At 62.1% G+C, this 25,227-nt stretch carries 15 protein-coding genes, 1 tRNA gene and 1 pseudogene; 12 read left to right on the top strand and 5 right to left on the bottom strand.

Annotated elements, in window-relative coordinates; all coding sequences use genetic code 11:
- Positions 1-69: 69 nt before the first annotated feature.
- Both OU999_08790 and OU999_08785 read right to left on the bottom strand, forming a co-directional pair.
- The gene (locus tag OU999_08790) at positions 70-4,779 is read right to left on the bottom strand and encodes an NAD-glutamate dehydrogenase (GenBank protein WAC25261.1); all 4,710 of its coding nucleotides are present in this window, start codon (positions 4,777-4,779) and stop codon (positions 70-72) included.
- Between the two features lie 181 nt (positions 4,780-4,960).
- Positions 4,961-6,388, bottom strand: a complete 1,428-nt coding sequence (locus OU999_08785; protein ID WAC25260.1) for a hypothetical protein — start codon at positions 6,386-6,388, stop codon at positions 4,961-4,963.
- Positions 6,389-6,612: 224 nt separating this feature from the next.
- On the opposite strand from OU999_08785, the gene OU999_08780 reads away from it, so the two are divergent.
- From OU999_08780 to OU999_08770, 3 genes are all read left to right on the top strand, one after another.
- A tRNA-Thr gene (locus OU999_08780) sits at positions 6,613-6,688 on the top strand.
- Between the two features lie 162 nt (positions 6,689-6,850).
- Positions 6,851-8,077: a tyrosine-type recombinase/integrase gene (locus tag OU999_08775; GenBank protein WAC25259.1), complete on the top strand. Its 1,227-nt coding sequence runs from the start codon at positions 6,851-6,853 to the stop codon at positions 8,075-8,077.
- 584 nt (positions 8,078-8,661) lie between these two features.
- Positions 8,662-9,192 carry an ECF-type sigma factor gene (locus OU999_08770; GenBank protein WAC25258.1) on the top strand — a complete coding sequence of 177 codons (531 nt, stop codon included), beginning with the start codon at positions 8,662-8,664 and terminating at the stop codon, positions 9,190-9,192.
- Here OU999_08770 and OU999_08765 read toward each other — a convergent pair.
- On the bottom strand, positions 9,189-11,633 hold the full coding sequence (locus OU999_08765; GenBank protein WAC25257.1) for a protein kinase: 2,445 nt from the start codon (positions 11,631-11,633) through the stop codon (positions 9,189-9,191). The genes OU999_08770 and OU999_08765 overlap by 4 nt on opposite strands.
- Positions 11,634-11,959: 326 nt before the next feature.
- Here OU999_08765 and OU999_08760 point away from each other — a divergent pair, with 326 nt between their 5' ends.
- The 3 genes from OU999_08760 to OU999_08750 all read left to right on the top strand — a co-directional run bounded on the left by OU999_08760 (position 11,960) and on the right by OU999_08750 (position 15,924).
- Positions 11,960-12,667 (top strand): hypothetical protein, encoded by a 708-nt coding sequence (locus OU999_08760; protein WAC25256.1) that lies wholly within the window; start codon positions 11,960-11,962, stop codon positions 12,665-12,667.
- 60 nt (positions 12,668-12,727) lie between these two features.
- Complete coding sequence (locus OU999_08755) at positions 12,728-14,695, top strand: hypothetical protein (protein WAC25255.1); 1,968 nt, start codon at positions 12,728-12,730, stop codon at positions 14,693-14,695.
- A gap of 1,046 nt (positions 14,696-15,741) precedes the next feature.
- A complete protein-coding gene (locus OU999_08750; protein ID WAC25254.1) occupies positions 15,742-15,924 on the top strand; it encodes an ROK family protein in 183 nt (60 codons plus the stop codon).
- A gap of 437 nt (positions 15,925-16,361) precedes the next feature.
- Here the strand turns inward: OU999_08750 and OU999_08745 are convergent, their stop codons facing one another.
- Complete coding sequence (locus tag OU999_08745; protein ID WAC25253.1) at positions 16,362-16,850, bottom strand: Lrp/AsnC family transcriptional regulator; 489 nt, start codon at positions 16,848-16,850, stop codon at positions 16,362-16,364.
- 111 nt (positions 16,851-16,961) lie between these two features.
- Between OU999_08745 and OU999_08740 the strand changes: the two genes are divergently transcribed.
- From OU999_08740 to OU999_08715, 6 genes and pseudogenes are all read left to right on the top strand, one after another.
- Complete coding sequence (locus OU999_08740; GenBank protein WAC25252.1) at positions 16,962-20,441, top strand: indolepyruvate ferredoxin oxidoreductase family protein; 3,480 nt, start codon at positions 16,962-16,964, stop codon at positions 20,439-20,441.
- Between the two features lie 92 nt (positions 20,442-20,533).
- A complete protein-coding gene (locus OU999_08735) occupies positions 20,534-20,818 on the top strand; it encodes an acyl-CoA dehydrogenase family protein (GenBank protein ID WAC25389.1) in 285 nt (94 codons plus the stop codon).
- 365 nt (positions 20,819-21,183) lie between these two features.
- Complete coding sequence (locus OU999_08730; GenBank protein ID WAC25251.1) at positions 21,184-21,426, top strand: hypothetical protein; 243 nt, start codon at positions 21,184-21,186, stop codon at positions 21,424-21,426.
- A gap of 605 nt (positions 21,427-22,031) precedes the next feature.
- Positions 22,032-23,009 (top strand): serine hydrolase, encoded by a 978-nt coding sequence (locus OU999_08725; protein WAC25250.1) that lies wholly within the window; start codon positions 22,032-22,034, stop codon positions 23,007-23,009.
- Between the two features lie 7 nt (positions 23,010-23,016).
- Entirely contained in the window at positions 23,017-23,499 is a 483-nt protein-coding gene (locus tag OU999_08720) for a nuclear transport factor 2 family protein (protein ID WAC25249.1), read from the top strand.
- A gap of 185 nt (positions 23,500-23,684) precedes the next feature.
- Positions 23,685-23,870 (top strand): annotated as a pseudogene (locus OU999_08715) (IS3 family transposase).
- Between the two features lie 40 nt (positions 23,871-23,910).
- On the opposite strand, the gene OU999_08710 reads toward OU999_08715, so the two are convergent.
- Positions 23,911-25,218 (bottom strand): amidohydrolase family protein, encoded by a 1,308-nt coding sequence (locus OU999_08710; protein WAC25248.1) that lies wholly within the window; start codon positions 25,216-25,218, stop codon positions 23,911-23,913.
- Between the last annotated feature and the right edge of the window lie 9 nt (positions 25,219-25,227).

Raw genomic sequence — 25,227 nt, 5'->3', positions numbered from 1 at the left:
TTCTGCGATAACAAAAAAAGGGCCGGTGCAGCGATGCACCGGCCCCTTTTTTGTTCACAGCTTGGTTGACTACCGCGCCAGCAAAATCCGCGCCTGGCTCGCGATCTGGGCCAGCATGGCGACGCTGGGGGCAGCGTCCATCCTTGCCCGGTCGACCAGCGAGCGGAACTGCTTGATCCGGGGCAGGTTGGCCTCGGTCCAGTGCGCGACATAATCCTGCGGGTCGCCGCCCTGCGCGCGGGCGAGGAAGTCGAGGCGCATCTGCTGGAAGTCGCGGGCAAGACCCGAGACGAGCAGCCGTTCCCAGGGGTCGCTGGGCGACATGCGCGCGGCGGTCATCTGTGTCCAGTCGAGGCCCAGCGTCGCGCCTAGGTCGGCGAACGCATGGGTCAGCGGCAGCGGGCCGGTGCCGCTATGGCTGGCAAGGTTCGCAAGGCCTGCCGCGCCGTCGAGCCCGGTCAGCCGCACGATATGCGTGGCATGGGTGGGAGCTGCGCCTTGCGCGGTCAGATCCTGCGCCTGCCGTGCGGCCTGCAAGCGGGCTTCGGCGTTGAGCAGATCGTCCATGCCCGCGATCAGCGCATCGACGCCGGGCTTCAAGGCGGCGACGATCTCTCCGGGCATCAGGCCATCGGGGCTGGCGCGCAGCACATCGGCGATGTGCACGCGCACGATATTGGCGGTGGCGTCGAACAGCATCAGGCGGACCTGCTCGTCCATCTGGGTGCTGTCGAAATCGGCCCAGATCGCGGGCAGCGCAAACAGCCGCTCGGCCGCGACGAACGCGCAGGCAACATCGCCCAGCGTGCAGCCTTCCTCTTCCGCCAGCTCGAACGGATGGATCAGGCCCAGCCGGTTGATCATGCGGTTGGCCAGCTTGGTCGCGATGATCTCGCCGCGCAGCTGGTGCTGCATCAGCATATCGCCATAGGCCTCGCGCATCTGCGGCGGGAAGGCGGCGAGCAGTTCGGGCCGCATCGTCGGGTCATCGGCCAGCGGAATGCGCTCGATCGCGTCCTGCAGCGCCAGCTTGGCGGTCGACAGCAGCACGGCCAGCTCGGGCCGGGTGAGGCCATGGCCCTCCTGCGCGCGGCGCTTGAACGTGGCATTGTCGGCCAGTCCCTCGACCTTGCGGTCAAGCCGGCCCTGTTCCTCGAAATTCTCGATCAGGCGCAGGTATGACGGCAGTGCGCGGGTGCCGCCGCGCTCCGCGATCGACAGGCCCAGCGCCTGCAGCCGGTTGTCCTCGAGCACCAGCTTCGAGACATCATCGGTCATCGAGGCGAGCAGGGCATTGCGCGACGGTTCGTCGAGCAGGCCTTTGCGCATCACCGCATCGAGCCCGATCTTGATGTTCACCTCATTGTCCGAACAGTCGACACCGGCGGAATTGTCGATGAAATCGGTGTTGATCCGCCCGCCCAGCATCGAGAAGGCGATGCGCGCTGCCTGGGTCACGCCCAGGTTCGCGCCTTCGCCGACGACCTTGCAGCGCAGCTGTTCGGCATTGATGCGCAAGGGATCGTTCGAGGGATCGCCCACGTCGATGTTATTTTCCGACGCCGCCTTGATATAGGTGCCGATGCCGCCGAACCACATGAGGTCGACCTGCGCGCGCAGGATCGCGGAGATGAGCGCCGCCGGCTCGATCTCTTCCTGATCGATGCCGAGCATTGCCTTGACCTCCGCAGTGAGCGGAATCGCCTTCATCGAGCGGGCGAACACGCCGCCGCCCTTCGAGATCAGCGCCTTGTCGTAATCGTCCCAGCTCGATCGCGGCAGGGCGAACATCCGCGCGCGCTCTTCCCAGCTCCTGGCTGCATCGGGATCGGGATCGAGGAAGATATGCCGATGGTCGAATGCCGCGACCAGCTTGATCGCCTTGGAGAGCAGCATCCCGTTGCCGAACACGTCGCCCGACATGTCGCCGCAGCCTGCGACGCGCACCGGATCGTTCTGCACATCGACGCCCATCTCGGCAAAATGCCGCTGGACCGACACCCAGCCGCCCTTGGCGGTGATGCCCATCGCCTTGTGGTCATAGCCCTGCGAGCCGCCCGACGCGAAGGCATCGCCCAGCCAGAAGCCATATTCGGCTGCGATGGCGTTGGCGGTGTCGCTGAAGGTTGCGGTGCCCTTGTCTGCGGCGACGACGAAATACGGGTCCTCGCCATCATGCACCACCACGCTGTCGGGGTGCACCACCTTGCCGTCGACGATATTGTCGGTGACCGAAAGCAGCGTGCGGATGAAGGTCTTGTACGCTTCCTTGCCGCCGTTCAGCCAGCCGTCGCGATCGGTCGCGGGATCGGGAAGCTGCTTGGGGAAGAAACCGCCCTTGGCCCCGGTTGGCACGATCACCGCGTTCTTCACGCGCTGCGCCTTCATCAGGCCGAGCACCTCGGTGCGGAAGTCGTCGCGCCGGTCGGACCAGCGCAGGCCGCCGCGCGCGACGGGGCCGGCGCGCAGATGGATGCCTTCGACCTGCGGCGAATAGACGAACATCTCGCGCCAGGGCAGGGGAGCGGGCAGGCCCGGCACCTTGGCGCTCTCGATCTTCATCACCATCGCCAGCGATGCGGCGGGGGCAAAGGCATTGGTGCGCAGGATCGCCATGACGAGCGCGCGCAGCATGCGCAGCAGTCGGTCGTCGTCGATCGCCGACACCTGGGTCAGCCCGCTATTGATCGCGGCGAGGTTCGCCTCGGTCGCAGCCTCGCGGTCGCCGGTAAAGGCCGGGTCGTGCCGCGCGATGAACAGCGCGACCAGCGCATGGGCGATTCCCGGCGCATCGTGAAGCGCATCGACCATCGTGCCGATGCCATAAGGCAGGCCCGCCTGGCGCAGATAGCGATACCAGGCGCGCAGCCAGATGACCGCCCGCTGCTCCAGACCGGTCGCGGCGATCAGGCGGTTGAACGGGTCGTTCTCCGCCTTGCCCTCCAGCGTGCCGGATATCGCCGCCTCGATGGCAACCGCGCGCTGCAGCAGCGCCTCGGTATCGCCCTGGCCGCGCAGCTTCAGCAGGAAATCGTGGATATGGCCGCCATCATCCTTGCCCAGCTGGGTCGGAACTTCTTCCAGCACATCGAAGCCGAAATTCTCGAGCGCGGGCACGGTTTCGGACAGCGGGATCGCCCCCGAGAGGCTGTACAGCTTGAGCCGCAGATGCATGGCATCGTCATCGGCACGGCGATAGAGGCGCGCGCCATGGCGGTCGGGGCTGTCCAGATCGCGCAGGCGCAGGATATCGAGCGCGGCCTCGCGCGGGCCGCAATCGCTGCGATAGGCCATCGGGAATTGCGGCGCATAACGGCTGGCCAGCGCAGCCGCGCGGCTGTCCTCGCCCAGCGCGACGAGCGCCTCCTCGACCGAAGGCTCCCATCCGCGCACCATCGCGCGCAGCGCCGCGTCGAGCGCGGCATCGTCAACCTTCTGCCCGCCTTCGCGCAGATCGAGCACATAGCGCAGCAGCGCGATCTCGCCATCTTCGAGCGAGATCGACCAGCTCAGCGTCTTGCCGCCCGAGGCCTCGATCAGCATCCGCTCGATCGCGACGCGGCGTCCGGTCGAGACCTCGTCGCGCGGCAACCAGGCGAAGACGAACAGGTGGCGCTTGAGCGAGGACTGCACGGTGACCAGCTTCGACCGGGGCCGGTCGGCCAGCGACATCGCGGTCAGCGCGACGCGCTCCAGATTCTCCAGGCTGAACGCGATCAGCAGATCGTGCGGCAGCGCGGTCAGCGCGTGCGACAGCGCCTTGCCGGCATGGCCGCTGGGGGAGAAGCCGAACTTGTCCATCAGCAGCTTCAAATGCGCGCGCAGCACCGGTACGCGCTCTGGCGCTGCGGCGAGCGCCGCGCTGGTCCAGATGCCGCCATGCACCGAAAGCGCAGCAACGCGGCCGTCCTCCCAGATGGGCAGGATGATGAGGTCGAGCGGCGCGCGGCGGTGCACGGTCGAGATGAAGTTCGACTTGATGATCAGCGGCGCGGCCTTGCCGCTCTCAAACCAGGCAAAGGCCTGTTCGAACGAATGCGCCGCGAGCAGCTGGCGATCGCCGCCACCCATCCGCGCCAGGCCGAGCGGCGCTTCCGTCGCGCCATCGCGGCGGTAGCGCAGATGCGCCAGCTGCGTCATGTTGCGGTCGAGGAACCAGCGCAGCAGCGCCGCGCCTTCGCCATCTGTCATCGCGGCGGCATCAGCGGCCATCGCCGCCTGCAGCATCGGCCAGTCGCTGACGGCGGCGCGGACATCGGCCATGGCGGCGAGCAGGGCAGCTTCCAATGCCTTGCGCTGCCGTGCATCGGCGCGCTCGACCTCCAGATACACGACCGATTCCCGGCGTTCGCCCGGCGCTTCGTCGGTATAGATTTCGCTCAGCAGCCCATCGGCATCGCGGCGCAGCGCCACCACCGGATGGATCACCCGGTCGATCGCAAGCCCGAAGCGCGAGATGGTCGCGGCGATCGAATCCACCAGGAACGGCATGTCGTCATTGATGATCGCCACCCGCATATGGCGGTTCCCGGCCTGACCGGGGATGGATTCGATCAGCAGCACCGTGTCGGCAGAGGGACGCCGCGCCATCGCCTTGAGCGCGAAATCGGCAGCTTCGGTGCTTGCCGAGCCGTCAAAGCCTTCATTCTCACCCGGCAGCGCTCCTTTCAGGAACGCATCGGTCAGAATGCTGCGAAGTCTTTGATGCTGGTGCGGATCGGAAAACGGGGTGCTGGACGGCGCGTCTGCCTCGGACGCTGCATGCGGAGTGTCGGCCATGGGTTCCTCGTGCCCCGCGTGCGTGCTGGTTTGCGCGCCTCTTTATGGGGTCTGCTGCCCCGGCTTATGCGCCATCGCACGCGGCTTCTCAAGCGCACAGCCGGGGGATGACGTCAAATTCGCGTAATTTTCTTTCAGCTGACCGATTAAATGTTACGGCCAATAGCAAGTTCTTCGGCGCTTATCCGGCCAGCTTGCGCAGGATGCGATCTGCCAGCGGATCGTTTTCGCCGATCACGCCGATCACGCCGATCACGCCGTTGGCATCGCGGCGGGCGACCAGGACGGCAAATTCGGAATCGCCGATATCCAACGCACCGACCGGCAGGGCAGGGACCGCGCGCAGACGCTGGCGCGTCTCGTGCTTGCGGCACAGCTTTTCGGCATCCTCGTCGCGGGCGCGACGCGCCTTGCGCTCGATCTGGACGATGGCCTTGAGACCACCGGGCTGCTGCATCAGCAGATCGGCCAGGCCTCCGCGCGGCACATCGCGGCGCATCGCATGGGCGAGCACGCAGGCATATTCGGCGAGGCGCGTCTTGTCGTAGCTCGCGCCGAAGACCAGCTTGACCAGCGGCGTCATCGGCGCGCGGGCCTGGGCTGCGATACCGCTGTCATCGAGCAGCGCGGCATAATCATCGGGGCGTCCGCGCGCGGCCAGCGCAAAATCATAGGCACGGCCGATGGCGGCATAGAGCGCGGCGCGCGAACGGTCCTCGGTCGCCAGCGCCGCCTCGACATGCGCCCGCGCGAAATCAAGCAGGTCCGCCAGCGCCGCTTCGCCGCCCGGTAGCTCGACCACCGGAAAGGCATTGGCCACCGGTTCCTCGTCGATCCCACCGAAACCCACCTCGATCAGGCCATCGGACAGGTCGTCGAACATGGCATAGCCATCAAGCGACAAGGGTTCGTCAGCCGACCCCTCGCCAATCTCGCCGGGGGCCAGGTTCTGCGCGGGGTCATCTTCCCAGACCGGCAAAGCCGGCTTGCGCGGGGCCTGTTTGACCGCCTCGTCGATCTGCAGAATCAGCTCTTCGGTCAGCTTGCGGTCGGCCAGTTCCTTCCAGTTGATCACGCCATAGACAAAGTCGATGGAGTCATCGTCGGTCGAAAAGGGCAGCAGGATGCCGCGATACATGATCGTCGACCCGCGGTCGTTCACATATTCGGCCTCGAATCCGATCGGCGCCTGGTTGGCCAGGATCTGCATGTAATGGTCGGTGATTCGCGACAGCAGCGACCGGCCCGGGACCTCATCGAGATAGGCGATCGCCTCGGGCAGATTGCTCTCTTCGCGCAGCGCCTTGCCGATGAACGGGATGGCCGGATTTTCGATTCCGGAGGTGAAATCGAGCAGCACGCTGTGCGGCCCGAAGTCTTCGATATTCTCCGGATCAAGGTCCTCGATCGACGGAAATACGCGGTTTCCCAGCAGCTTGGCCCAGTAATTATAGGCGCGCACATGCATGCGCCGCTCATCGCTGCCAAAGGCCTGGGGCGGGTCCATCAGGGCCTCGTCATCGCTGTCCGCCTGCATCGATGCGAGCTGCGCATCGTCTGCGTCGTCATGGCCGTTCGCGCCATCGCGATATCCGCGCAGAGTATCCATGGATTGGTCCCGTCAAAGTGTCTCACCGCCAATGTCTCGCAAGGAGGTAAAACTAGGGTTAATTGACCACGCTGAATGCGTTAGCCAGACAAGCCGCAAACAGGCCCGGTGATGACCGAGCCCGGCATGCGGATCGGCATCCGTGCAACGCGCAACGCATCTTGCATCCTGCGCGCGCTGCTGATAACGGCACCCCTCGCACCGGCCAACCGATGGCCCCGCGCGCCGCTTTAGCTCAGTTGGTAGAGCACATCATTCGTAATGATGGGGTCACGTGTTCGAGTCACGTAAGCGGCACCAGTACCCCTTCCCAAATCGTCTCAAAACGTTGAATTTCTGCGGGTTTCGGGCTATTTTGCTCGCGACGGGAATCTCGCTTTGTTCCAGATTGTGCCCCCAGATTTCGTTAATTTGGGGGCACAGTTGGGGGCACAGCGACAGGAAAAAGCGTGGTGCCCCCAAATGCCCCTCAAAGCCGCAGAAATCAGAGGGTTTCAGCCGATTGATACCCTCTACCGCAAAACCGACGATAAAGGCCTCTATCTTGAGATTCGGCCGAACGGTTCGAAGCACTGGTTCTTGAAGTACAGGATCCACGGATCTGAAAAGAGGTTGTCGCTTGGAACATGGCCAGAGGTGTCGCTGGCTGACGCTCGCGAGCGCCGGGACGATGCCCGCAAAAAGATCAGGGAGGGCGATGATCCGCTTCATTCCCGCAAAATGGAGAAGATCAGGAACCGATTGTCGGCTGGGAACAGCTTCCAGTCAGTGGCCGAGGACCTGATTGCTGTCCGGTTTGTCGCCAGCCAGAAGGCAGAGGCAACCATCGAAAAAGCTCGCTGGTATCTCTCGCATCTGACGCCGGCCATCGGCCCCCGACCCATTGACGCGATCGAGCCCGCTGAGCTCCTGGTTGTGCTCAAGAAAATCGAGAAGGCAGGCAAGCGCGAAACCGCTGTCCGAACAAGGGCCTTTGCCAGCCGCGTGTTTCGGCATGGGGTAGCTATGGCGCTTTGCAAACATGATCCTGCAGCCATGCTTGGAGGGGCTCTGGCTACCCCGATCGTGACGCATCATGCTGCTGTGCTCGAACCTCATCAGCTGGGAGAGGTGCTCCGCTCCATCGATGAATATACCGGAAGCATCGTCGTGAAGATTGCGATGCAGCTGTTGCCGCACGTGTTCCTTCGTCCGGGTGAGCTACGCCAGGGCAAATGGACCGAGGTCGATTTTGACGAGGCAATCTGGCGGATCCCTGCAGAACGCACCAAGCTGCGTCGGCCCCACAGCGTACCGCTGTCTCGGCAATCTCTTAAACTGCTCAAGGCGCTTCGCGAGCATACTGGCTGGCGTGAGTATATGTTCCCTGCGCAAAGCTCGCTCCAGAAACCGATGTGTGAGAATGCCATGAACGCCGCTTACCGCCGAATGGGGTTCGGGAAGGATGTGGTGACCTCCCATGGCTTCAGGGCGACGGCGAGCACGTTGTTGAACGAAAGCGGCAAATGGCATCCTGATGCAATCGAGCGGGCTCTTGCCCATGGACACAGCAATGCTGTTCGAGGTGCCTATGCCCGTGGACAGCACTGGGATGAGCGTGTTGCCATGGCTCAATGGTGGAGCGATTATCTTGAGCAAATAGCCATCGGCGGAGATGTTGTGTCGATCTCCGCTGCTGCCCTGCGGTGATTCCGTGTCGCGGAGCTATGCCTATATACTGGCAGAACACGCCTAGCGATACTTGCTGACGGCAGAGCGATGCGTTCTGTCTCGTCTGGGTGATGATTACGGACCGCGCTGACCAAACATTGGGGTGAAGAAATGGTCGCCGAAGATTCGGAGAGCAGTCAACTGCGCCAATCTCTGGGAGTCGGCTTCCGATCCAGACCTGGAAGTTCAGATCATCTGCGGTGACCGGTCGTCCTGACGAAAGCTGCCGATTGGGTGGGTCAATCCGGATCATCAGAAATGCGGACCAATCCTGCATGTTAGGCCATTCGTCGAGGTTCCCGAAAGCAGCCCAAAAAGCCGCGCTGCAGCAGTCGCCGCTTTAAGTTGAGGCAGGCCAACCCTTTCCTATTTTTCCGGTAAATCAAAACCAAGGAGAGTGGCGTTGGGGCAATCGCATCCATGCCCGGGGATGCAGATCCGTGTGGCTTGGAATGCCGATAAGTCGTCGTTTCCCCTTGCCTAAGGTTCTGGCGCGCGTCATCCATCTGCGGTCGGAGACTTGCTGGTACAGGGTAGGACGGAGAAAAGCGATCGAACCGGACATGCCGCTTGAAACACGCTATTCGGGGCCGACCGATGTTTTGATTGAAGGCCTGTATATCGAGCTGCGTGCAATCGCCCGGCGCGAGCGTTTCCGCGCCGGATCTCCGCAGACGCTGCAGACCACCGCGCTGATCAACGAGGCCTATCTCAAGCTGCGCAAACGCGAGGGATGGGAGAGTCAGGCGCATTTTCTAGGCTGTGCTGCCACCGCTATCCGCCATATCCTGATCGATACGGCGCGCGCGCGGATGGCGTCAAAGCGCGATGCGCCGACCTTGAGCTACACCCAAAGCTTTGATTCACTGGCGGCGGCGGTTCCAGAAGACGCGCAGGTCGTGGCGCTGGGTGAAGCGCTGGGGCAGCTGTCACAGATCGACCCCAATCTTGCCAAGGTGGTCGATTGCCGCTTCTTTGCGGGAATGGACGAACGCGAGACCGCCAATGTGCTGGGCGTCACCGACCGCACCGTGCGCCGTTGGTGGGTGCAGGCGCGCGCATGGATTCACAACGAGATGGAAGCCTCTGTCTAAAGCGCTTTGGCGATCCGCGCGCGCAATGCAGGGAAGCTCTTGAGGTACGTTTCTGCCGCAGCGCCCTGCTGTCGGAACAGGATCTCAGACCGGTCTGCCTGTGCCTTTGCGTCTGCGGCCCTGCCTTCATTGAGAAACAGCACCGCCTTTGCCCGCAGGAAGATGGCGCGTGGCATGGCCGCATCGGGTGTCGATGGCATAAGTGGTTCTATCTGCGCGATGGTCGCCCTTGCCCCGGCAAGATTGCCTGCCTCTGCCTGCGCCTCGGCCAGCCCCGCTCCGATCACCAGCACCGACGGCGCTGTCGGGCTGATATACTGCTGGGCCATGGCATAGGCCTCGGCATAGTTCGTTTGCGCCTTGGCATATTTGCCAAGCGCGAACCTGGCGCGGGCCAGTTGCAGCAGATCGACCGCCAGCCCTGCTGAACTGCCAAAGGTTGCGCGGCGCTTTGCCACGACATCGGTCATGATCTGTTCGGCAGGGGCAGGCTGCTCCAGCTTCAGGTGGCGCACAGCGCGCAACTGGCGGATGGTGAGGCCCTGCATACTCGCTGTCTGGCGGGTGCGCCGGATGATGGCATCGGCGCGGTCGAACACTGCGGGCATTTCTTCCAGCGCGTTGGCCTCTGACATGTACACCAGCAGATTGTTGTAAAGCGTAAGCAGGTCACGGTGGTTTTCTGCATAGACACGGTCTGCATCAGGTAACGAGCTAGTCAGCAGTGCGATGGCACCGGGCAGATCGCCCTGCCGCCGCAGCAATTGTGCGCGCCCGCTGTTCAGTTCGACCATCTCACTGCGAAACCGCTGCGGGTCCTGGCCGAACACAGCCTCGGCTGCATCGAGCAAGGGCGCCATTTCCTCGGTTTTGCCGACGCTGGCCGCTGTTGATGCCAGCCGCAATTTGAGTTCCGCGGTTGCAATCTGGTCACCCTTGCCGATGCCCTGGACCAGTGCCTGACGCAGCAACGTATCAGCACCTGCATTGTCCTCAAGATTGACATAAAGGTCAGACAGCGTGGTGATCAGCGTGGCCGATTGCGCGCTGGTATCGAGCGAGACGACCAGTTGCCGCGCGGTCTGGTCGAGCATCTGCTTGACGGTTGCGTTCTGGCCGGCCTCGCTGGCCGCCGTATCTCGGAACATCACTGTCAGCATTCGGTTGATCGCTTCTGACCGGCGCGCTTCGGCCAGTGCGACGTCACGTTCAATCGCGGTCTGCCGTGCCTGCCATGCAATCCCGCCTGCACCGATCAGTAGCGCCACCAGTGCAGCGGCGGCAGCGCCAACCGCCCAGCGATAGCGCCGAATGAAACGGCCAGCCATATAGCGGGTCGATCCTTCGCGCGCCGACACCGGTTTCAGCTGCTGGTGCCGTTCGACGTCACGCGCCAAATCGGCCGCACTGCAATATCGTTCTGTGGGGGAACGACGCATCGCCTTGAGGATAATCGCATCAAGGTCACCCACGATCTGGCCGGTGGAAACCGAACCTTGTGTCGAAGAAACCGCGCGACTGGGCAACGCAGGGTCTTCATATAGCACGCGGCGGATAATTGCGGGAACAGAAGCCCCGACTCGCCGCCATGGCCCGGCACCGCACAGCAGTTCATACAGCACCACGCCCAGCGCATAAACATCGGCGGTCACGGTCGGCTCCTGCCCGTCGAGCTGTTCGGGCGCGGCATAATCTGGGGTGAGCATCGCCTGGGTCGTGGCGGGGACTAAAGACGTATCATCCAGCAATTTGGCGATGCCGAAATCGAGCAGCCGGACCTTTCCTCCGGTGTCGATCATGATGTTCGATGGCTTGATGTCACGGTGGATGATCAGGTTCGAATGGGCATAGGACACAGCATCGCACACCGCGCGGAACAGATCGAGCCGTATATCCAGGCTGGCATTGGTGTCGCGGCACCATTGGTCGATGGGCAGGCCATTGATATATTCCATTGCCATATACGGCCTACCGTCGGGCGCGATGCCGGCGTCGATCAGCCTCGCAATGCCGGGATGCTCCAGCCGCGCCAGCAATCGCCGTTCCCGCAAGAAAGCATCGCCGCGGTCGGCAGCTTCGGCGCGCAGCAGTTTCAAGGCAACCCGCTGGTCAAAATCAGTCGATGTGCGGCGCGCCAGATAGACCTCGCCCATGCCGCCACGCCCGATCAACCGCTCGACCGTGAAGCCGCCGATCTGCTCGCCGGCTCCCAGCGAGGCATAGCCGGTATGTGGCCCTGCCGGAGCCTCCAGCGAAGGCGCAGCCATGTCCAGAATGCCAGCCCCCCGAGACGCAGTCAGCAGCGCGCGTGCCTGATCGACAATGTGCGCAGGCTGGCCAGACCGGGCCAAGCGGCGCGCTTGTTCATCGGGAGTCAGGTCGACAAGCTCTTCGAACAGGGCCTGTACCGCGCGCCACTCCGCTTCATTGCCCTGTCGCATTGTCGGCCCCTCCCTCTGCTCGAAGCAACCTAGTGGAGCGGGCCGAGCCAGGAACGCAAATTAATTCGGGCGCCGATGTCCGGTTCTGACACGCGATCGCGTCTTACCTATCGAGAGCCTTTGCGCGCTGCGCAGGCCGGACGGGAGAACATGACATGACGATACTGAAACGGGCTCCACTGAAAAGGGCGAGGGGAATGTTCCTGGCATCGGTGTTGGCTGCAACGACAATGTCCGCCAGTGCCCAGCCTCAGGGTAATGAGGCGGCTGACCTGTTTTCGTTCAGCGCGGGCGCGTGGATACTGTCCGCTCCTGAAGACACCCCGATGCCACAGATGGATTCCAGCCCATTAAACCTTATCGATGGTTCGGCCGCAACCGACTGGACCGGTGAAGTGGGCGAAGCAGTGTTCGTGCTGGAACTTGCCGAACGCACCGAGCTTAGCCGCATCGCTTTTGATACCGCAGGCCTCAACCGTAACCAGAAGGCGCCGAACCAGTTCGTCGTCGAAGTGTCAGAGTCCGGCCCGGACTCAGGCTATGAACAGGTGCTGGGCGGCGCTTTGAAGATGGCGCAGAACGGGCAGTCATTCGCGTTCAAGCCCGAAGATCGCCCCACTGCGCGCTGGGTGCGGCTCACCATCCTGAACAACCATGGCGACGATTACCAGGGCTTCACCGGCTTCCACGGCTATGGCCGTCAGCTGTCACAGGGGGCCACTATGCCCGACCTCACCGGCAAATATGATGGGGCCAGCGGCCTAGGGCGGATCAATATCACCGACAGCGATGCTGGTGTCACCGGCTGTTATGAATGGCAGCAGGGTGAGTTCAAGGGCGTGGTCGATGGCCGGGTGCTGAAACTGCAAATGCACCAGCGCGAGAATGGCGAGCGGCTGAACGGCGTGTTCCAGCTGGTACCGGGTGAACAGAAACTGGTCGGACTGGTCCGCACAGAAGGCAGCGCCCATCGCGATGCCTATGCCGATTATTACAGCGCAGAAAAGCAGGGCAACCGGGCCAATACCTGCTGAGCAGTCAGACCTCCAGGTCGCAACCCCGGCTTTTTCCCAATCAGATCAAAGGATTTTTCGATGCGTATCACATCCATTCTTTTCAGCGGCGTGGCGCCTGTGGCCCTGCTGGGCGCTTTGGCGGCGGCTTCCCCGGCGCTGGCCGATGCGACGGCCGAGTGCAACGTCGACGCGGGGCCGGATGGCATCCTGGGGAACGCCGATGATCCTGAAGCAACGCCACTAGAATGCGGCGTCAACGCTATTGCCAGTGGTCGCTTGAGCACCGCAATCGGAACGAATGCATCAGCGACCGGCGGTGCAACCCTCGCAATCGGTCGAAACGCCAGCGCAACGGTCAACAATGCGACGGCAGTGGGAGATAGTGCCAGTGCAAACGGGGGCAGCGCCACCGCTGTCGGTAAAAGTGCTAGGGCCAGCAGTGATAGCAGCTCCGCGATCGGAGGATTTTCCACAGCTTCGGGGCAATCCAGCACCGTGGTGGGCGCCTTTGGCCAAGCCACAGGAAACGGCAGCATCGCGGTTGGCTTGGACAGCCGCGCCTCCAGCCTCGGCGCAATCGCAATCGGCAGCGCGACCATCCCCAGCAGCGGCGGCTTTCTACCGACCGGTCGGACCAGTGCTACCGGAATCAGCAGCATTGCCATCGGCAACGGCGCGCAGGCGACTGGAGAAAACAGCATCGTGCTGGGTGCCAATGCTCTCGCCGACCAGATAGAAACGACGGCTCTGGGCGCGAATGCGCGAGCCGCCGCTAGCTCAAGCACTGCGGTCGGCAACAATGCCCTGGCACTGGGGGTAGTGGACACGGCTGTTGGCAGTCGCGCGATTGCCAGCGGTTCTCAGAGCACGGCTGTCGGCACGCAATCCGCAGCGACCGGAAACACCAGCACCGCTCTCGGCGTCGGCACCGCTGCTGCCGGCCAGCGCAGCGTTGCGACAGGCGCATTCGCCACGACGTTGGGCGATTTCAGTTCGGCTTATGGCTTCGATTCGCGCGCCAGCGGGCGGGAGAGCATTGCCATCGGCTCGCAATCGCGCGCGAGTGCTGACCAAGCCTTGGCGATCGGTGCCAATGCCCAGGCGATGATGCTAAACAGCGTCGCCATCGGTGCTGGCTCCATCGCCAATATCGCCAACACTTTATCGGTCGGCGCGGTGGGGAACGAGCGGCGCATCGTTAATGTCGCGAACGGAACGGTTGCAGCAGGCAGCACCGATGCGGTCAATGGCGGGCAATTGTCCGGCGTCCAGACCACCGCCAACACCGCGCTAGCAAATGCGGCGACGGCGCAGACAACTGCGGATAGTGCCATGTCGGCAGCCAACGCGGCACAGGCCACCGCCAACTCTGGCGTGGCAGCCGCAGGCACCGCTCAAACGACCGCCAATACCGCCATCGCCAATGCCGCCGCCGCACAATCGACTGCAAACACGGCGTTGACCACCGCCAACACCGCGATCACCCATGCTGCCGCAGCCCAAACTACGGCGAACAGTGCGCTTACTACTGCAGCAGCCGCTCAGACTACGGCGAATACGGCGCTGGCGACGGCCAGCGGCGGTGCGGCGACTGCGATGGCGGCGCAAACGACAGCGAATGCAGCGACGGCACAGAACATCGTGCAGGACCGACAGATTGCAGCGATTCAGGTGCTCAACACCACGCAGGATACCAGATTGTCCGCCCTTGAAACGCTGAGTTTCGGCGCGATCCCCGGTCTGCAATCACTGACCAGCCTGCACAGTGCCCAGATCAGCGAACTGTTTGAGCTGAGCGATCGCGATCGCCGGGATGCGCGGCGCGGCACATCTGCTGCGATCGCCTTGGTCGCCGCCCCGATGCCGTCCAACATCGGCGGGGTAAGCTATACGCTCAATGCTGCCACCTTCCGCGGGGAACCTTCAATCGGGCTTTCCCTAGCCTATCGCGCCAACACGGAAAATGCTTTCGCGGTCACCGCAGGGGTATCTTACGCAGGCGGCAAGAGTACGGCAGCCCGCGTTGGTATCGCGGGCGAGTTTTAGGCCGTGCGGACGAATGCTGCAGCCCCAATGCCTCTCGAGTGGAGTTGACGAAGCTGTTGACCAGCGGGCTGGTCTTGCTGGTCCCTTACTGGCCGCAATGCCAAATTGGAGGATTTGCGGGCATGAGCCACGCCCGCATTGATCTAGCCAAATCGGTGTGTCTGATTGCAGTGGCTTCAGTCCCGAGCGGGAAAAGCAGAAGAAGACCAGACTCGCGCGTCTCCTGGATAAAGCTCATTACTTCGCGAGCGACCACTTCGGCTGAACCCGTCTATTCGCTATCGTCGTTTTGAACGATCCAAGAGTCCCGATTGCAGACATCCGGCAACCGGGCAGATGGCTGAATGGCGGGGTTTTGGGGCGAGTGGCGGAAAGCTGCCGTCCGACCTATCACTTCGCAACGGCGGCCCTCGATCAAGTCACGAGTTCTGCGCAGGAGCTGCGAACGACGGCTATGACCAAGAGCAGTCGCTAATTTCGTTGGGTCTCCAGACGGCTGCACGGCCGAGGTTGCGTGTTAGCGGCTAACATCAGGATCATGTCGCCAGAGTCCATCCCTACGCGACATCGGCACTACCTTTTATCTCCTCTGCAGGGAAATGGATAAGTGTATCGTTCATTGTCCCATCCTAACGCGCCCACGCACGGCAACTCCTGCCACTGCGCTGTGCCGTTTCGCAATTGCTCCGTGCTCGGCATTGCGTTTGCCTTAACCATGCATGAAAACCTAAGGGTACAGCCTATCTGCATGAGTGGCACTCGGTAGATCATGAGGCAATGTCAGAAAGACGCACGACGCACGTTCCGTGGTGGGTGGCGGCGGAAACGGGCGGCAAAAAAATTGGCGCGGATTGTACGCGACGACACGGCTTCGCAGGAGGATCGCTGGCCGACCACTACGTGGTAGGCGACCAAGGATGTGCTGTGCGCTTTCGCCGAAAAGCGCCCGCGCGGTTGGCGTGCGTTGGCATCGTAGCCTTCGGTCCGGTCGTTGTGGATAGAGCAGCCCGAAATCATGGCGAGGTGCTGGCAACCTCCAAACCCGGATGGACGGGGCGAATTTGGGGCTGGATCTGGAATCGAGTCTTGGGATTGCGGCCGTGATCGATGTCAACGCAGCGGTGCTGGCCGAACAGCAGGGCGGGGCGGGCAAGGGCTGTGCGAGCGTCGTTTATGTCACGATCGGCACCGGGATCGGTGCTGGCTGGCCATCTCTGGACGGATGCTGATCTAAGCAATGCCCCCCGAGATCGGCCACGTGCCGGTCCTGCGAAATCTTGGCGATATCACCGCCATCACCTGCCAGTTCCAGCCCAACTGGTCCGAAGGCATGACCGCGGGCCCGGCTGGCTGGAAGGGCGCTTAAGGATGTATCGGAGGGCTCCGTGCGATCGCTGACTATCTCGGGCAGTTGTTCGCGACCATCGTCATGGCGTGGTCGCCGAGCCGGATCGTGGTAGACGGCAGCGTTCTGGGGGTGCCGGGATTGCGCGATGCAGCAACGGACCGGATGGTACATGCACTGGGCAGCTATGGTGTCGGCGGTGTCGGATAGGGCGCAGGCTTCGTCCCAGCAACGCAGCTCGATCACGCAGGGCTCGAAGGCGTGCTCATCTTCGCGCGCCGTGCAATCGATGCGGGCTCGGCCGCCGCAGCCTGAATGCCGTCAGGCGATTGCGCTGGCCGCGCTGTTGTGCTGGGCAAACGTCTTGAGCACGAAACTGGACTGGATATGCGCTATCCCGTCCAGACGGGTCAGCCGCCCGAGTAGCGAGCGATAATGCTCCAGATCTTCGACAAAGGCATGCAGCATGTAGTCCGATCCACCGCTCATCAGATAGCCTCCCATGATCTCGGGCAATGCGAGCACCGCCGCTTCGAAGCTGTTCAGCACCTCGTCGATCTGCCGTTCCAGCGTGATCGAAATGAACACTGCCATCGAGCCGATCAGGCGGGTCTGATCGATCTGAGCGGCATAGCCCTGAATGACGCCGCTTTGTTCGAGCTGACGAACCCGGCGCAACGTCGGCGTGAGCGAAAGACCGATCCGGTCAGCAAGATCCCGCCAGCTGATTCGTCCATCGGCGCTCAGGGTCTTGAGGATTTCGGTATCCGCACGATCGAGGGTCAGAAGATTAGATGTTTTGTTTGGCATGGCATGCTATGCTTAGCGCATTCATACCAATATATCTACAAATAAACGTTCACTTTGGTCCCAAACACCTTGGCCATCCGGTTATGATATGCCAATTTTTGGGAGACCGGCGTGACATTCGATCGTATCACAAGCCTGGACGCAATCTACAACGCCGAAACCGGGCCTACCTTCATGACCGGGATCCAGGCGCTGGTTCGTCTGCCGATGATGCAGCGGCGGCTGGATCGCAGCCATGGGCTCAACACCGCCGGGCTGGTGTCCGGGTATCGCGGGTCTCCGCTAGGCGCTTATGACCAGCACTTGTGGAAGGCCCACGAGCATCTCGCCGCGCACGAAATTGTGTTTCAGCCGGGTCTCAACGAGGATCTCGCGGCAACCGCCTTGTGGGGTGCGCAGATGCACAAGGCCTATGGCCCGACCACCAGCGACGGCGTTTTCGGGATCTGGTACGGCAAGGGCAATGGCGTCGACCGCACTGGCGACGTTTTCCGCAATGCAAACATGCTAGGCACGTCCTCGCTGGGCGGGGTTTTGGCGGTCGGTGGTGACGACCATGCTGCGCAGTCATCAATGTTCCCGCACCAGACTGACGGGATTTTCCAGTCTGTTATGATGCCGGTGCTCCAGCCCGCAGATGTCTCCGAAATTCTTTCGCTGGGCCTTTCCGGGATTGCCCTGTCGCGGTTTTCCGGCCTGTGGGTCGCGATGAAGACGATCGCCGAGGTGGTGGAGAGCGCGGCCACGTTCGAGCTTCCAAATGCCTATCCCCAATTCATGGCGCCTGTCGGATTGGTGCCCGCGCACGGCCTGAACTGGGATCCAACGATCGCCTGGCCCGGCCAGCGCGCCGAATATGAAAGGCGCATGATCGAGGAGCGCATTCCCGCAGCGATCGGCTGGGCCACCGCCAACCGCATCGATCGCCCCATTTTCGAGAGCGAGCACAAAAAGCTGGTGCTGGTGACGGTCGGCAAGGCGCATCAGGATGTGATGCAGGCGCTGGCAAACCTAGGCATCGGCGAGGACGAGGCTCGCGCGATCGGCCTGTCGATCTACAAGGTGGCAATGAGCTGGCCTTTGGCGGCCGCCCCGCTGCTGGCGTTTGCAGGTCAGGCCGACGAGATTTTTGTGATCGAAGAAAAGGGTCCGACTGTCGAAAATCAGGTCAAGTCGGCGCTTTTCCACCACACCGGCAGGCGCATGCGCGTCACCGGGAAGACCGACGAGGCAGGTGCTGCGTTGCTGCCGGTGATCATGGAATTTACCCCGTTGATGATCGCAAAAGCGATTGTTGCGCGTCTGGGCGATACCAGCTCGATTGGTCTCGATGCCAGGTTGGCATCGCTCGTCGTGGCGGCGAAGCGCGGTGAGGTCATTCCGTTTCCTATCCGTAAGCCATTCTTCTGCTCGGGCTGTCCACACAACAGCTCTACCAAGACGCCCGAGGGATCGATGTCGGGTGGTGGTATCGGATGTCATGTGATGGCGCTGTCACAGCCCGCGTTGAAGACGCCAACGTTCAGCCAGATGGGCGGCGAAGGCCTGCAATGGGTAGGCGCCGCGCCATTCTCGCAGACGCAGCACATTTTCCAGAACATTGGCGACGGGACCTATCAGCATAGCGGGCTGCTCGCGATCCGCGCGGCGATTGCATCGAAGGCCAACATCACCTTCAAGATCCTTTACAATGATGCGGTTGCGATGACCGGCGGCCAGCCCGCCGAAGGCGTCATTGAACCGCGCCGGATCGTCGCCCAGTTACAGGCGGAAGGCGTCGGCGAGGTTCGGCTGGTCAGCGATGATCCCGCCAAATGGCACGATCTGCCCGGCGGCGCCAAGGCATGGCACCGCGACGACATGGACGCGATCCAGCGCGAAATGCGCGACATTCCGGGCGTCAGCGCGATCGTGTACGAACAGACCTGCGCCGCTGAGAAGCGCCGTCGCCGCAAGCGCGGCGAGTTTCCCGATCCCGACCGACGATTGTTTATCAACCCACGCGTCTGCGAAGGGTGCGGCGACTGTTCGGTCCAGTCGAACTGCATCGCGGTCGAGCCCAAAAAAACGCCCTTTGGCACTAAGCGCCGGGTCAACCAGTCCGCCTGCAACAAGGATTTTTCATGCGTAAAGGGTTTCTGCCCGAGCTTCGTCGAAATCGACGGACCTGTGCTACGCAAGCCTGACGGCGCAGCGATTGAGGCCATGGAGGCTGAGCTGTTCGCTCGCCTCACGGACCCGGTGCGGGTCGACATTGCTGCGGATTACAACATCTACGTCGCGGGCATTGGTGGGCTGGGCGTGCTGACGGTCGGAGCACTGCTCGGCACCGCAGCACATCTGGACGGGCTCAGCGCGACGGTGCTGGATTTTACCGGTCTGGCGCAGAAGAACGGCGCGGTCGTCAGCCAGGTGCGGATAGCGCCACAGGATATGCCGATCCACGCGGTGCGCATTGGCGCTGGCGAAACTGATCTGCTGCTGGGTACCGACTCGGTCGTGGCCGCAAGTCCCGACACATTGGGTAAATTCGCGCGGGGTCGGGGCGCGATCGTGCTCAACGCCGACGAGACCCCGACGTCCGACATCGTCACCGATCGCGACGCTTCCCTGCCCACCGCCCAGATGATTGACGCGCTGCTGATGCGCGGCGGCGACAAGGGTTTCTTACTCAGCGCCACGCGAATCGCAGAAGGTCTGTTCGGCAACAGTGTAGCGGCAAACACGCTGCTGGTCGGCTATGCCTGGCAGAAGGGGTTGCTGCCGATCTCGGCTGAGGCCCTCGATGCTGCAATCGATGCGAATGGCGCGGCGGTGAAGCTCAACAAGCGTGCCTTTGCTTGGGGTCGGCTTGCTGCGATCGATGGTCCTGCGGTGGAGCAGATCGCAGGCATCGCCAAGGTTGAAGCGCCGAACGAAGACACGATCGACGCGATGATCGCTCGCCGCGCGGCTGATCTGGTTGCCTATCAAGACCAAGGGTATGCCGATCGCTACCGTGCGCTGCTGGCGCATGTGAAGTCCGCTGCCGCACCGCTGGGCCCGGATGGCGAAACGCTGGTGAGGGAGGTTGCGGTCAACGCCTACAAGCTGATGGCCTACAAGGACGAGTATGAAGTTGCCCGGCTTTATGCCGAACCTGCCTTCCGCGAGGCGTTGGGGGCGCAGTTTTCGGGCACGCAGCGCGTGTCGGTATGGCTCGCACCTCCGATCTTGTCGCGCATCGATCCGCGCACCGGTCGGCCCGCCAAGCGCAAGTTCGGGCCGTGGGTGTTCACCGCATTTTCAGCCCTCGCCCGGCTGAAGCGGCTCCGCGGGACCTGGGTCGATCCCTTTGGACGCACGCACGAACGGCGGACGGAACGCGCGCTGCGCGACGAGTATCTCGCGACCGTCGAGACGCTCTGCAAGGACCTGGACGGTGAGGGACTGCAGCGGGTGGTCTTGATTGCCAGCCTGCCGCAAATGGTGCGGGGATTCGGTCCGGTGAAACAGCTGGCGATGACCGAGTATGTCGCCAAGCGCGCCGCGCTCATTACCAGCAGCAACACTGCGTCCGAACAGACCGAAATCATCAGCCAGGCGGCCTGACCCATGACCATCTTGACCGAGACCCAAGCATCGATCCGCGACGTGGTGCGCGATTTTTGCACAGAAACGTGCGCGCCCCTGAAATAATCGGTATGAGGAGGTCGGTGGCTGTCCGTCAGGGTTTTTTCAGGAGGTCGCGCAACTTGGGCTTCATGGGCATGACCGCGCCTGCGCACCTCGGTGGCGCGGGCGCGGAGTATGTCAGCTATACGTTCGCGCTGATGGAAGTTGTCGCCGCCGATGGAGCCCTTCTTACGATCAACTGGATCCAGAACAGCCTGATCTTATCTGGCATATTGAAGGACGGAAATCCGGCACAACAGGAGCGCCTGTTGCCCCGGTTGATCGCAGGCACCACGATCGGCCCGTTGCGCTGACCGATGCCGGGTATCTTCATCAGCCTGCGGCTGGCCTCTGTCTTGCGGGTATCAGCGAGGATACGCCGGTCATCGGCGAAGATCTGGTCCTATACCATCTCGAGCAGGGTGCACAGCACAGCAGGTCGGTGCCACTTGCGGCAATCTGGTATCGTCCTGATCGGCGATGATTGCGATCAGGCGCTCGGGTCCTCTATGCCCAATGGCTCCGGTGATGCCGAACTCGGCCATGTGGGCGCGCAGGGCATTGCTGATCTGCGTGCGCGGGCGGGCCACCTACACAGCCATTACCGAAGAACCATGTCGTTTCGCGAGAGGTGAGGATGTCGGAGCCCGTGCCGGACTTGTGCCCTCGATGCAATCAGATGGATGAACGTGACACCAGCCGCCCGATATCCAAGGCCAGCGATCGCATGTTGCGCGGGTTGCTGCATGAGGCCGCCAACGTCCTCTTCTCCCAAGCGGAGCGGCGATCCGCGCTCCAGCAATGGGGAATGAATATTGCAGAAGCAAGAGGCGTCAAACCCGCCAGGCTCGCCTTCGCACGAAAGCTCGCCGCACTCCTCAATTCGCTTTGGCTGGACGAGACTGCGTTCCGCTGGGCCTAAACCCGGCGCTCATCCTCCCCGATCAGCCACACCTTGGACGATTTCTTCAGAAAAGTAGAGGTTCAAATCTCATTTGCGACTCAGAGGTGTCCACCTACTTCCGCGCGGTCACGATTATCAAGGCATGGACGAAGCGCTATCTAAGCCGTCCGATGACCTTGAAGACAAACATTTGCGAACGGGCAAAAGCCACGACATGCAAAATTAATTGGACAGCATTTCTGCCATTCACGGGTCTGGTGCCGATCGGCAATCCCAGTCCAAAACGGATGTCGATTGCGCAGGCGCTGAATGTCCATCATGACGGCATGACTGGAAAGGCGCGTTCGAAAACGCGGAGCATGGTAAGCTGCCGTTCCATCTGCTCGGCTTCACCAGGTTCGAGCTGTTGTTGGCAGAAGCGACGGGCCTTTGCCTGCCGTTTACCTTCTTTTACAGGAACGGGGGGAGGCGATGGGGTTGCCATGACGTGTGCACCCCATTATGCGTGTTGTATGAATAATACAGCTAGCAGATTGGCGAAACGAGCCGCTTTGGGCAGCGTTGTCGCGCTACTGGCCGGTACCTCAGTTGTGCAGGCCGAGCCGCGACTTAGTCTACCCGACATGACGGACACCTTGCGCGAGCAGCGCGTCGAGAGCGCGTCGGTTGCCCTCATCAGAAACGGCCGCATTGTTGCCACTGGCGCTTGGGGCACGGCGGGCCCCCACCGCAAGGCGACCGTCGACACCCGCTACAATCTGGCTTCCCTGACCAAGCCGCTGACTGCCGAGGTCATTCTGCGCTTGGTATCGGCGGGAAAGCTGTCGCTCGATGCGCCAATGGATGAATTCTGGAGTGATCCCGACCTGGCCGGGGATCCACGCAAGAAGACGCTAACGGTCCGGCTGGCGCTGAGCCACCGAACCGGATTGCCAAATTGGCGCGATGCCAAAGGGCTAGCCTTTGAACACGACCCAGGCACGACCACGGGCTATTCGGGCGAGGGCTATCAATATGCCGCGCGCTACGCCGAGCATCGCACAGGACAGTCCTTCGAGGCGCTGGCGGGCCGCTGGCTGTTCGCGCCCGCTGGCATGCGCGTCTCGGGGTATGTGTCGGCCCAAGGCCTGCCGGGCCCGTTTGCTTCGCCTTACGACGCTGCTGGCCAGCGCCTGCCGGTCGCACCGGTGAAGCGGTACAATGCGGCTGACCTCGCACATTCCACAGCAAAGGACTACGCGCGCTTCCTCATCTCGGTCCAGCAAAACCAAGGCCTGTCCTCGTCGGTCGCTTCAGAACGCAACCGATCACAGGCCGACCTGTATGCCGACACCTGCGCGGGCGTGAAGGTGGCCTCCTGTCCACCGTGGATCGGCTTCGGACTGGGTTGGCAGTTGCTCGGCTTCCCTGGTGGCACAACCATGCTTCACACTGGCAAGGATGCTGGAGCTTTTACCTTCGCCGCTATCGATCGTGCGCGGGGCGATGGGATCGTCATTTTGACCAACAGCGATAACGGCTGGCGGATGATACTGCCCATCCTTGAACGCACCGGCAGCGATCCAAGGCTAATCGCCTTCCTGCGCGGCCAGATGAACTGAGTGAATCATGAATATGACACCCGCTCTCGCCCTCGCAGCCACATTGGCGGCGGTGCCTGCCCCTCCGCCGAGAGATTCTCTGGCGACCCAGATCGGCGATCTCGATGCGAAAGCATTCGACGCCTACAATCGCTGCGACTTGCCAACGTTTTCAGGCTATTTCGACCCTCATGTCGCTTTCTATCATGATACCGGTGGGGCAACGTTCGAGCGTGACGCGATGGTCGACGGCGTTCGCAAGTATATCTGTGGCAAGGTGAAGCGGGAACTGATTCCGGCGAGCTTCCACGTCTATCCGATCAAGGACTATGGTGCGATCGAGGAGGGCGAGCATCGTTTCTGCGAACTCGCTACCGGACGGTTCGAGGGTGTCGCGAAGTTCGTGATGGTCTGGGCGAAACGGGACGGCGCCTGGCAGATTACCAGCGTCCTCAGTTACGGTCATCGATCCGCGACGATGCAGGAACTGCAGAGTGACATGACCCCCTGATTTTCCTCCACGAGCGATTAGAGTCTGGCCCGAAGCAAGGGCAGGCGACGAAGCGTCCAAGGTCTTCGGAAGAGCTGATCTTGCCCCGACAGCACGCTGCGTCTGAAGCGACGATCTACAACTGGAAGACCAGGCATGCCGGACTCGAGGTGTCCGAGGCCCGGCGAATGCGAGAGCTCGAGAGCGAGCTTGTTGCTTGGGTCGAGGATTACAACCGGGTGAGACCGTACTGATCCCTTGGGTACGCAACCCCGGCGGCGTTCGCCGACGAATTGAATGAGCATTGGGCTGCGTCGCCACGCCCTACGGGCTCTGCTACGCAGCCCATTACGTCAACCGGGCATATGCGAAAAACAACCGCCTCGCTGTAATCCCAGCTGGCGGCCACGTCAGCCTGAAGCCGTGTTCTGGTCACTTGGTGTCTGTGTGCATATCTTTGATCACATTACCGCCTTTCATGACAAAGCTGACGTTCTGCAGCAGCATGATGTCCGCGAGTGGATCCCCATCAACTGCAATAATGTCAGCTAAAAGACCCTTTTGAATGCTGCCGATATTGTCGCTTTGGCCGATCAGGTCGGCAGCATTGCGCGTCGCGCTGAAGATCGCGTCCATTGGCGACATCCCAGCATCGGTCAGCAGCTTGAACTCCTGTGCATTGTTACCGTGCGGGAAAACTCCAGCGTCGGTGCCAAAGGCTATCTTTACCCCGGCGCGATAAGCGCGGCTCAGATTGCGGGCGATCTGTGGACCGACTGCCAACGCCTTTTCTGCAGAAGACGGACCAAGCACCCCCGGATTGGCTCGTACCGCAGCCGACACCGTGGCCCCGGCGATCAGGGTTGGCACCAGATAGGTGCCATTAGCCTTCATCACCCGGTCTGTTTCATCATTGCCGAACGAACCATGCTCGATGGAATCAACGCCAGTTTGCGATGCACGGATGATCGCACCGGCACCATGGGCATGGGCGGCTACCTTCATCTTCAGCGTATGCGCGGTCTCGACCGCAGCGGTGATTTCCGCGTCAGTCATCAACTGCGCTTCAGGATCATCTCCAACACTGAGCACCCCGCCGCTGGGCATAATCTTTATGAGATCAGTTCCGGCCCGGTGATGTTCGCGCACAATCCGCCTTGCATCATCGGGGCTGTTGACCAGCGAGTCTGTCCAGTGTGGATTGGTGATCTCCGGGTCCAGTCCAGTGCTGTGGTCGGAATGCCCGCCGGTGGGGCCCAGTGGCATGCCCGCCACCAGCATTCGCGGACCTATGATGGCCCCCCCCGCGATAGCGTTCTTCAGCGCCACGGTCGCAGTGGTGAAGCCTCCCACATCGCGCACCGTGGTGAACCCTGCCATCAGCGTCGTCCGCGAATACACCACGCCTTGCAGAACATTGTCATAGGCGGTGTTGCGGACCAGCGAGACGGTGGGCGATGCATTGCCCAGCATGAGCATGATGTGGACGTGGGTATCGATCAGCCCTGGCAGCACCGTCTTGCCCGAAAGATCAATGATCTCTGCCCCTTCACGGCGGACAAAGCCGGGTTGGACATCTACGATCCGGTCATCTTGAATGATAATCGAGACCTGCTTTCGCGGCTGTGCGGCGATGCCATCGATCAGTGTGCCTGCATGGATAACAACGTCTCGGGCAAATGCCGGACTGCACAGCGCCGCTCCGGCGAGCAACAAGCCAGCTAGTTTCAATGTCTTCATGAATTTTTT

The organism is Blastomonas sp. SL216 (genome assembly GCA_026625625.1).
Taxonomy (GTDB): domain Bacteria; phylum Pseudomonadota; class Alphaproteobacteria; order Sphingomonadales; family Sphingomonadaceae; genus Blastomonas.
Note: the sequence above shows the minus strand (reverse complement) of the source record. Positions and strands in the feature narration are given on the sequence as shown.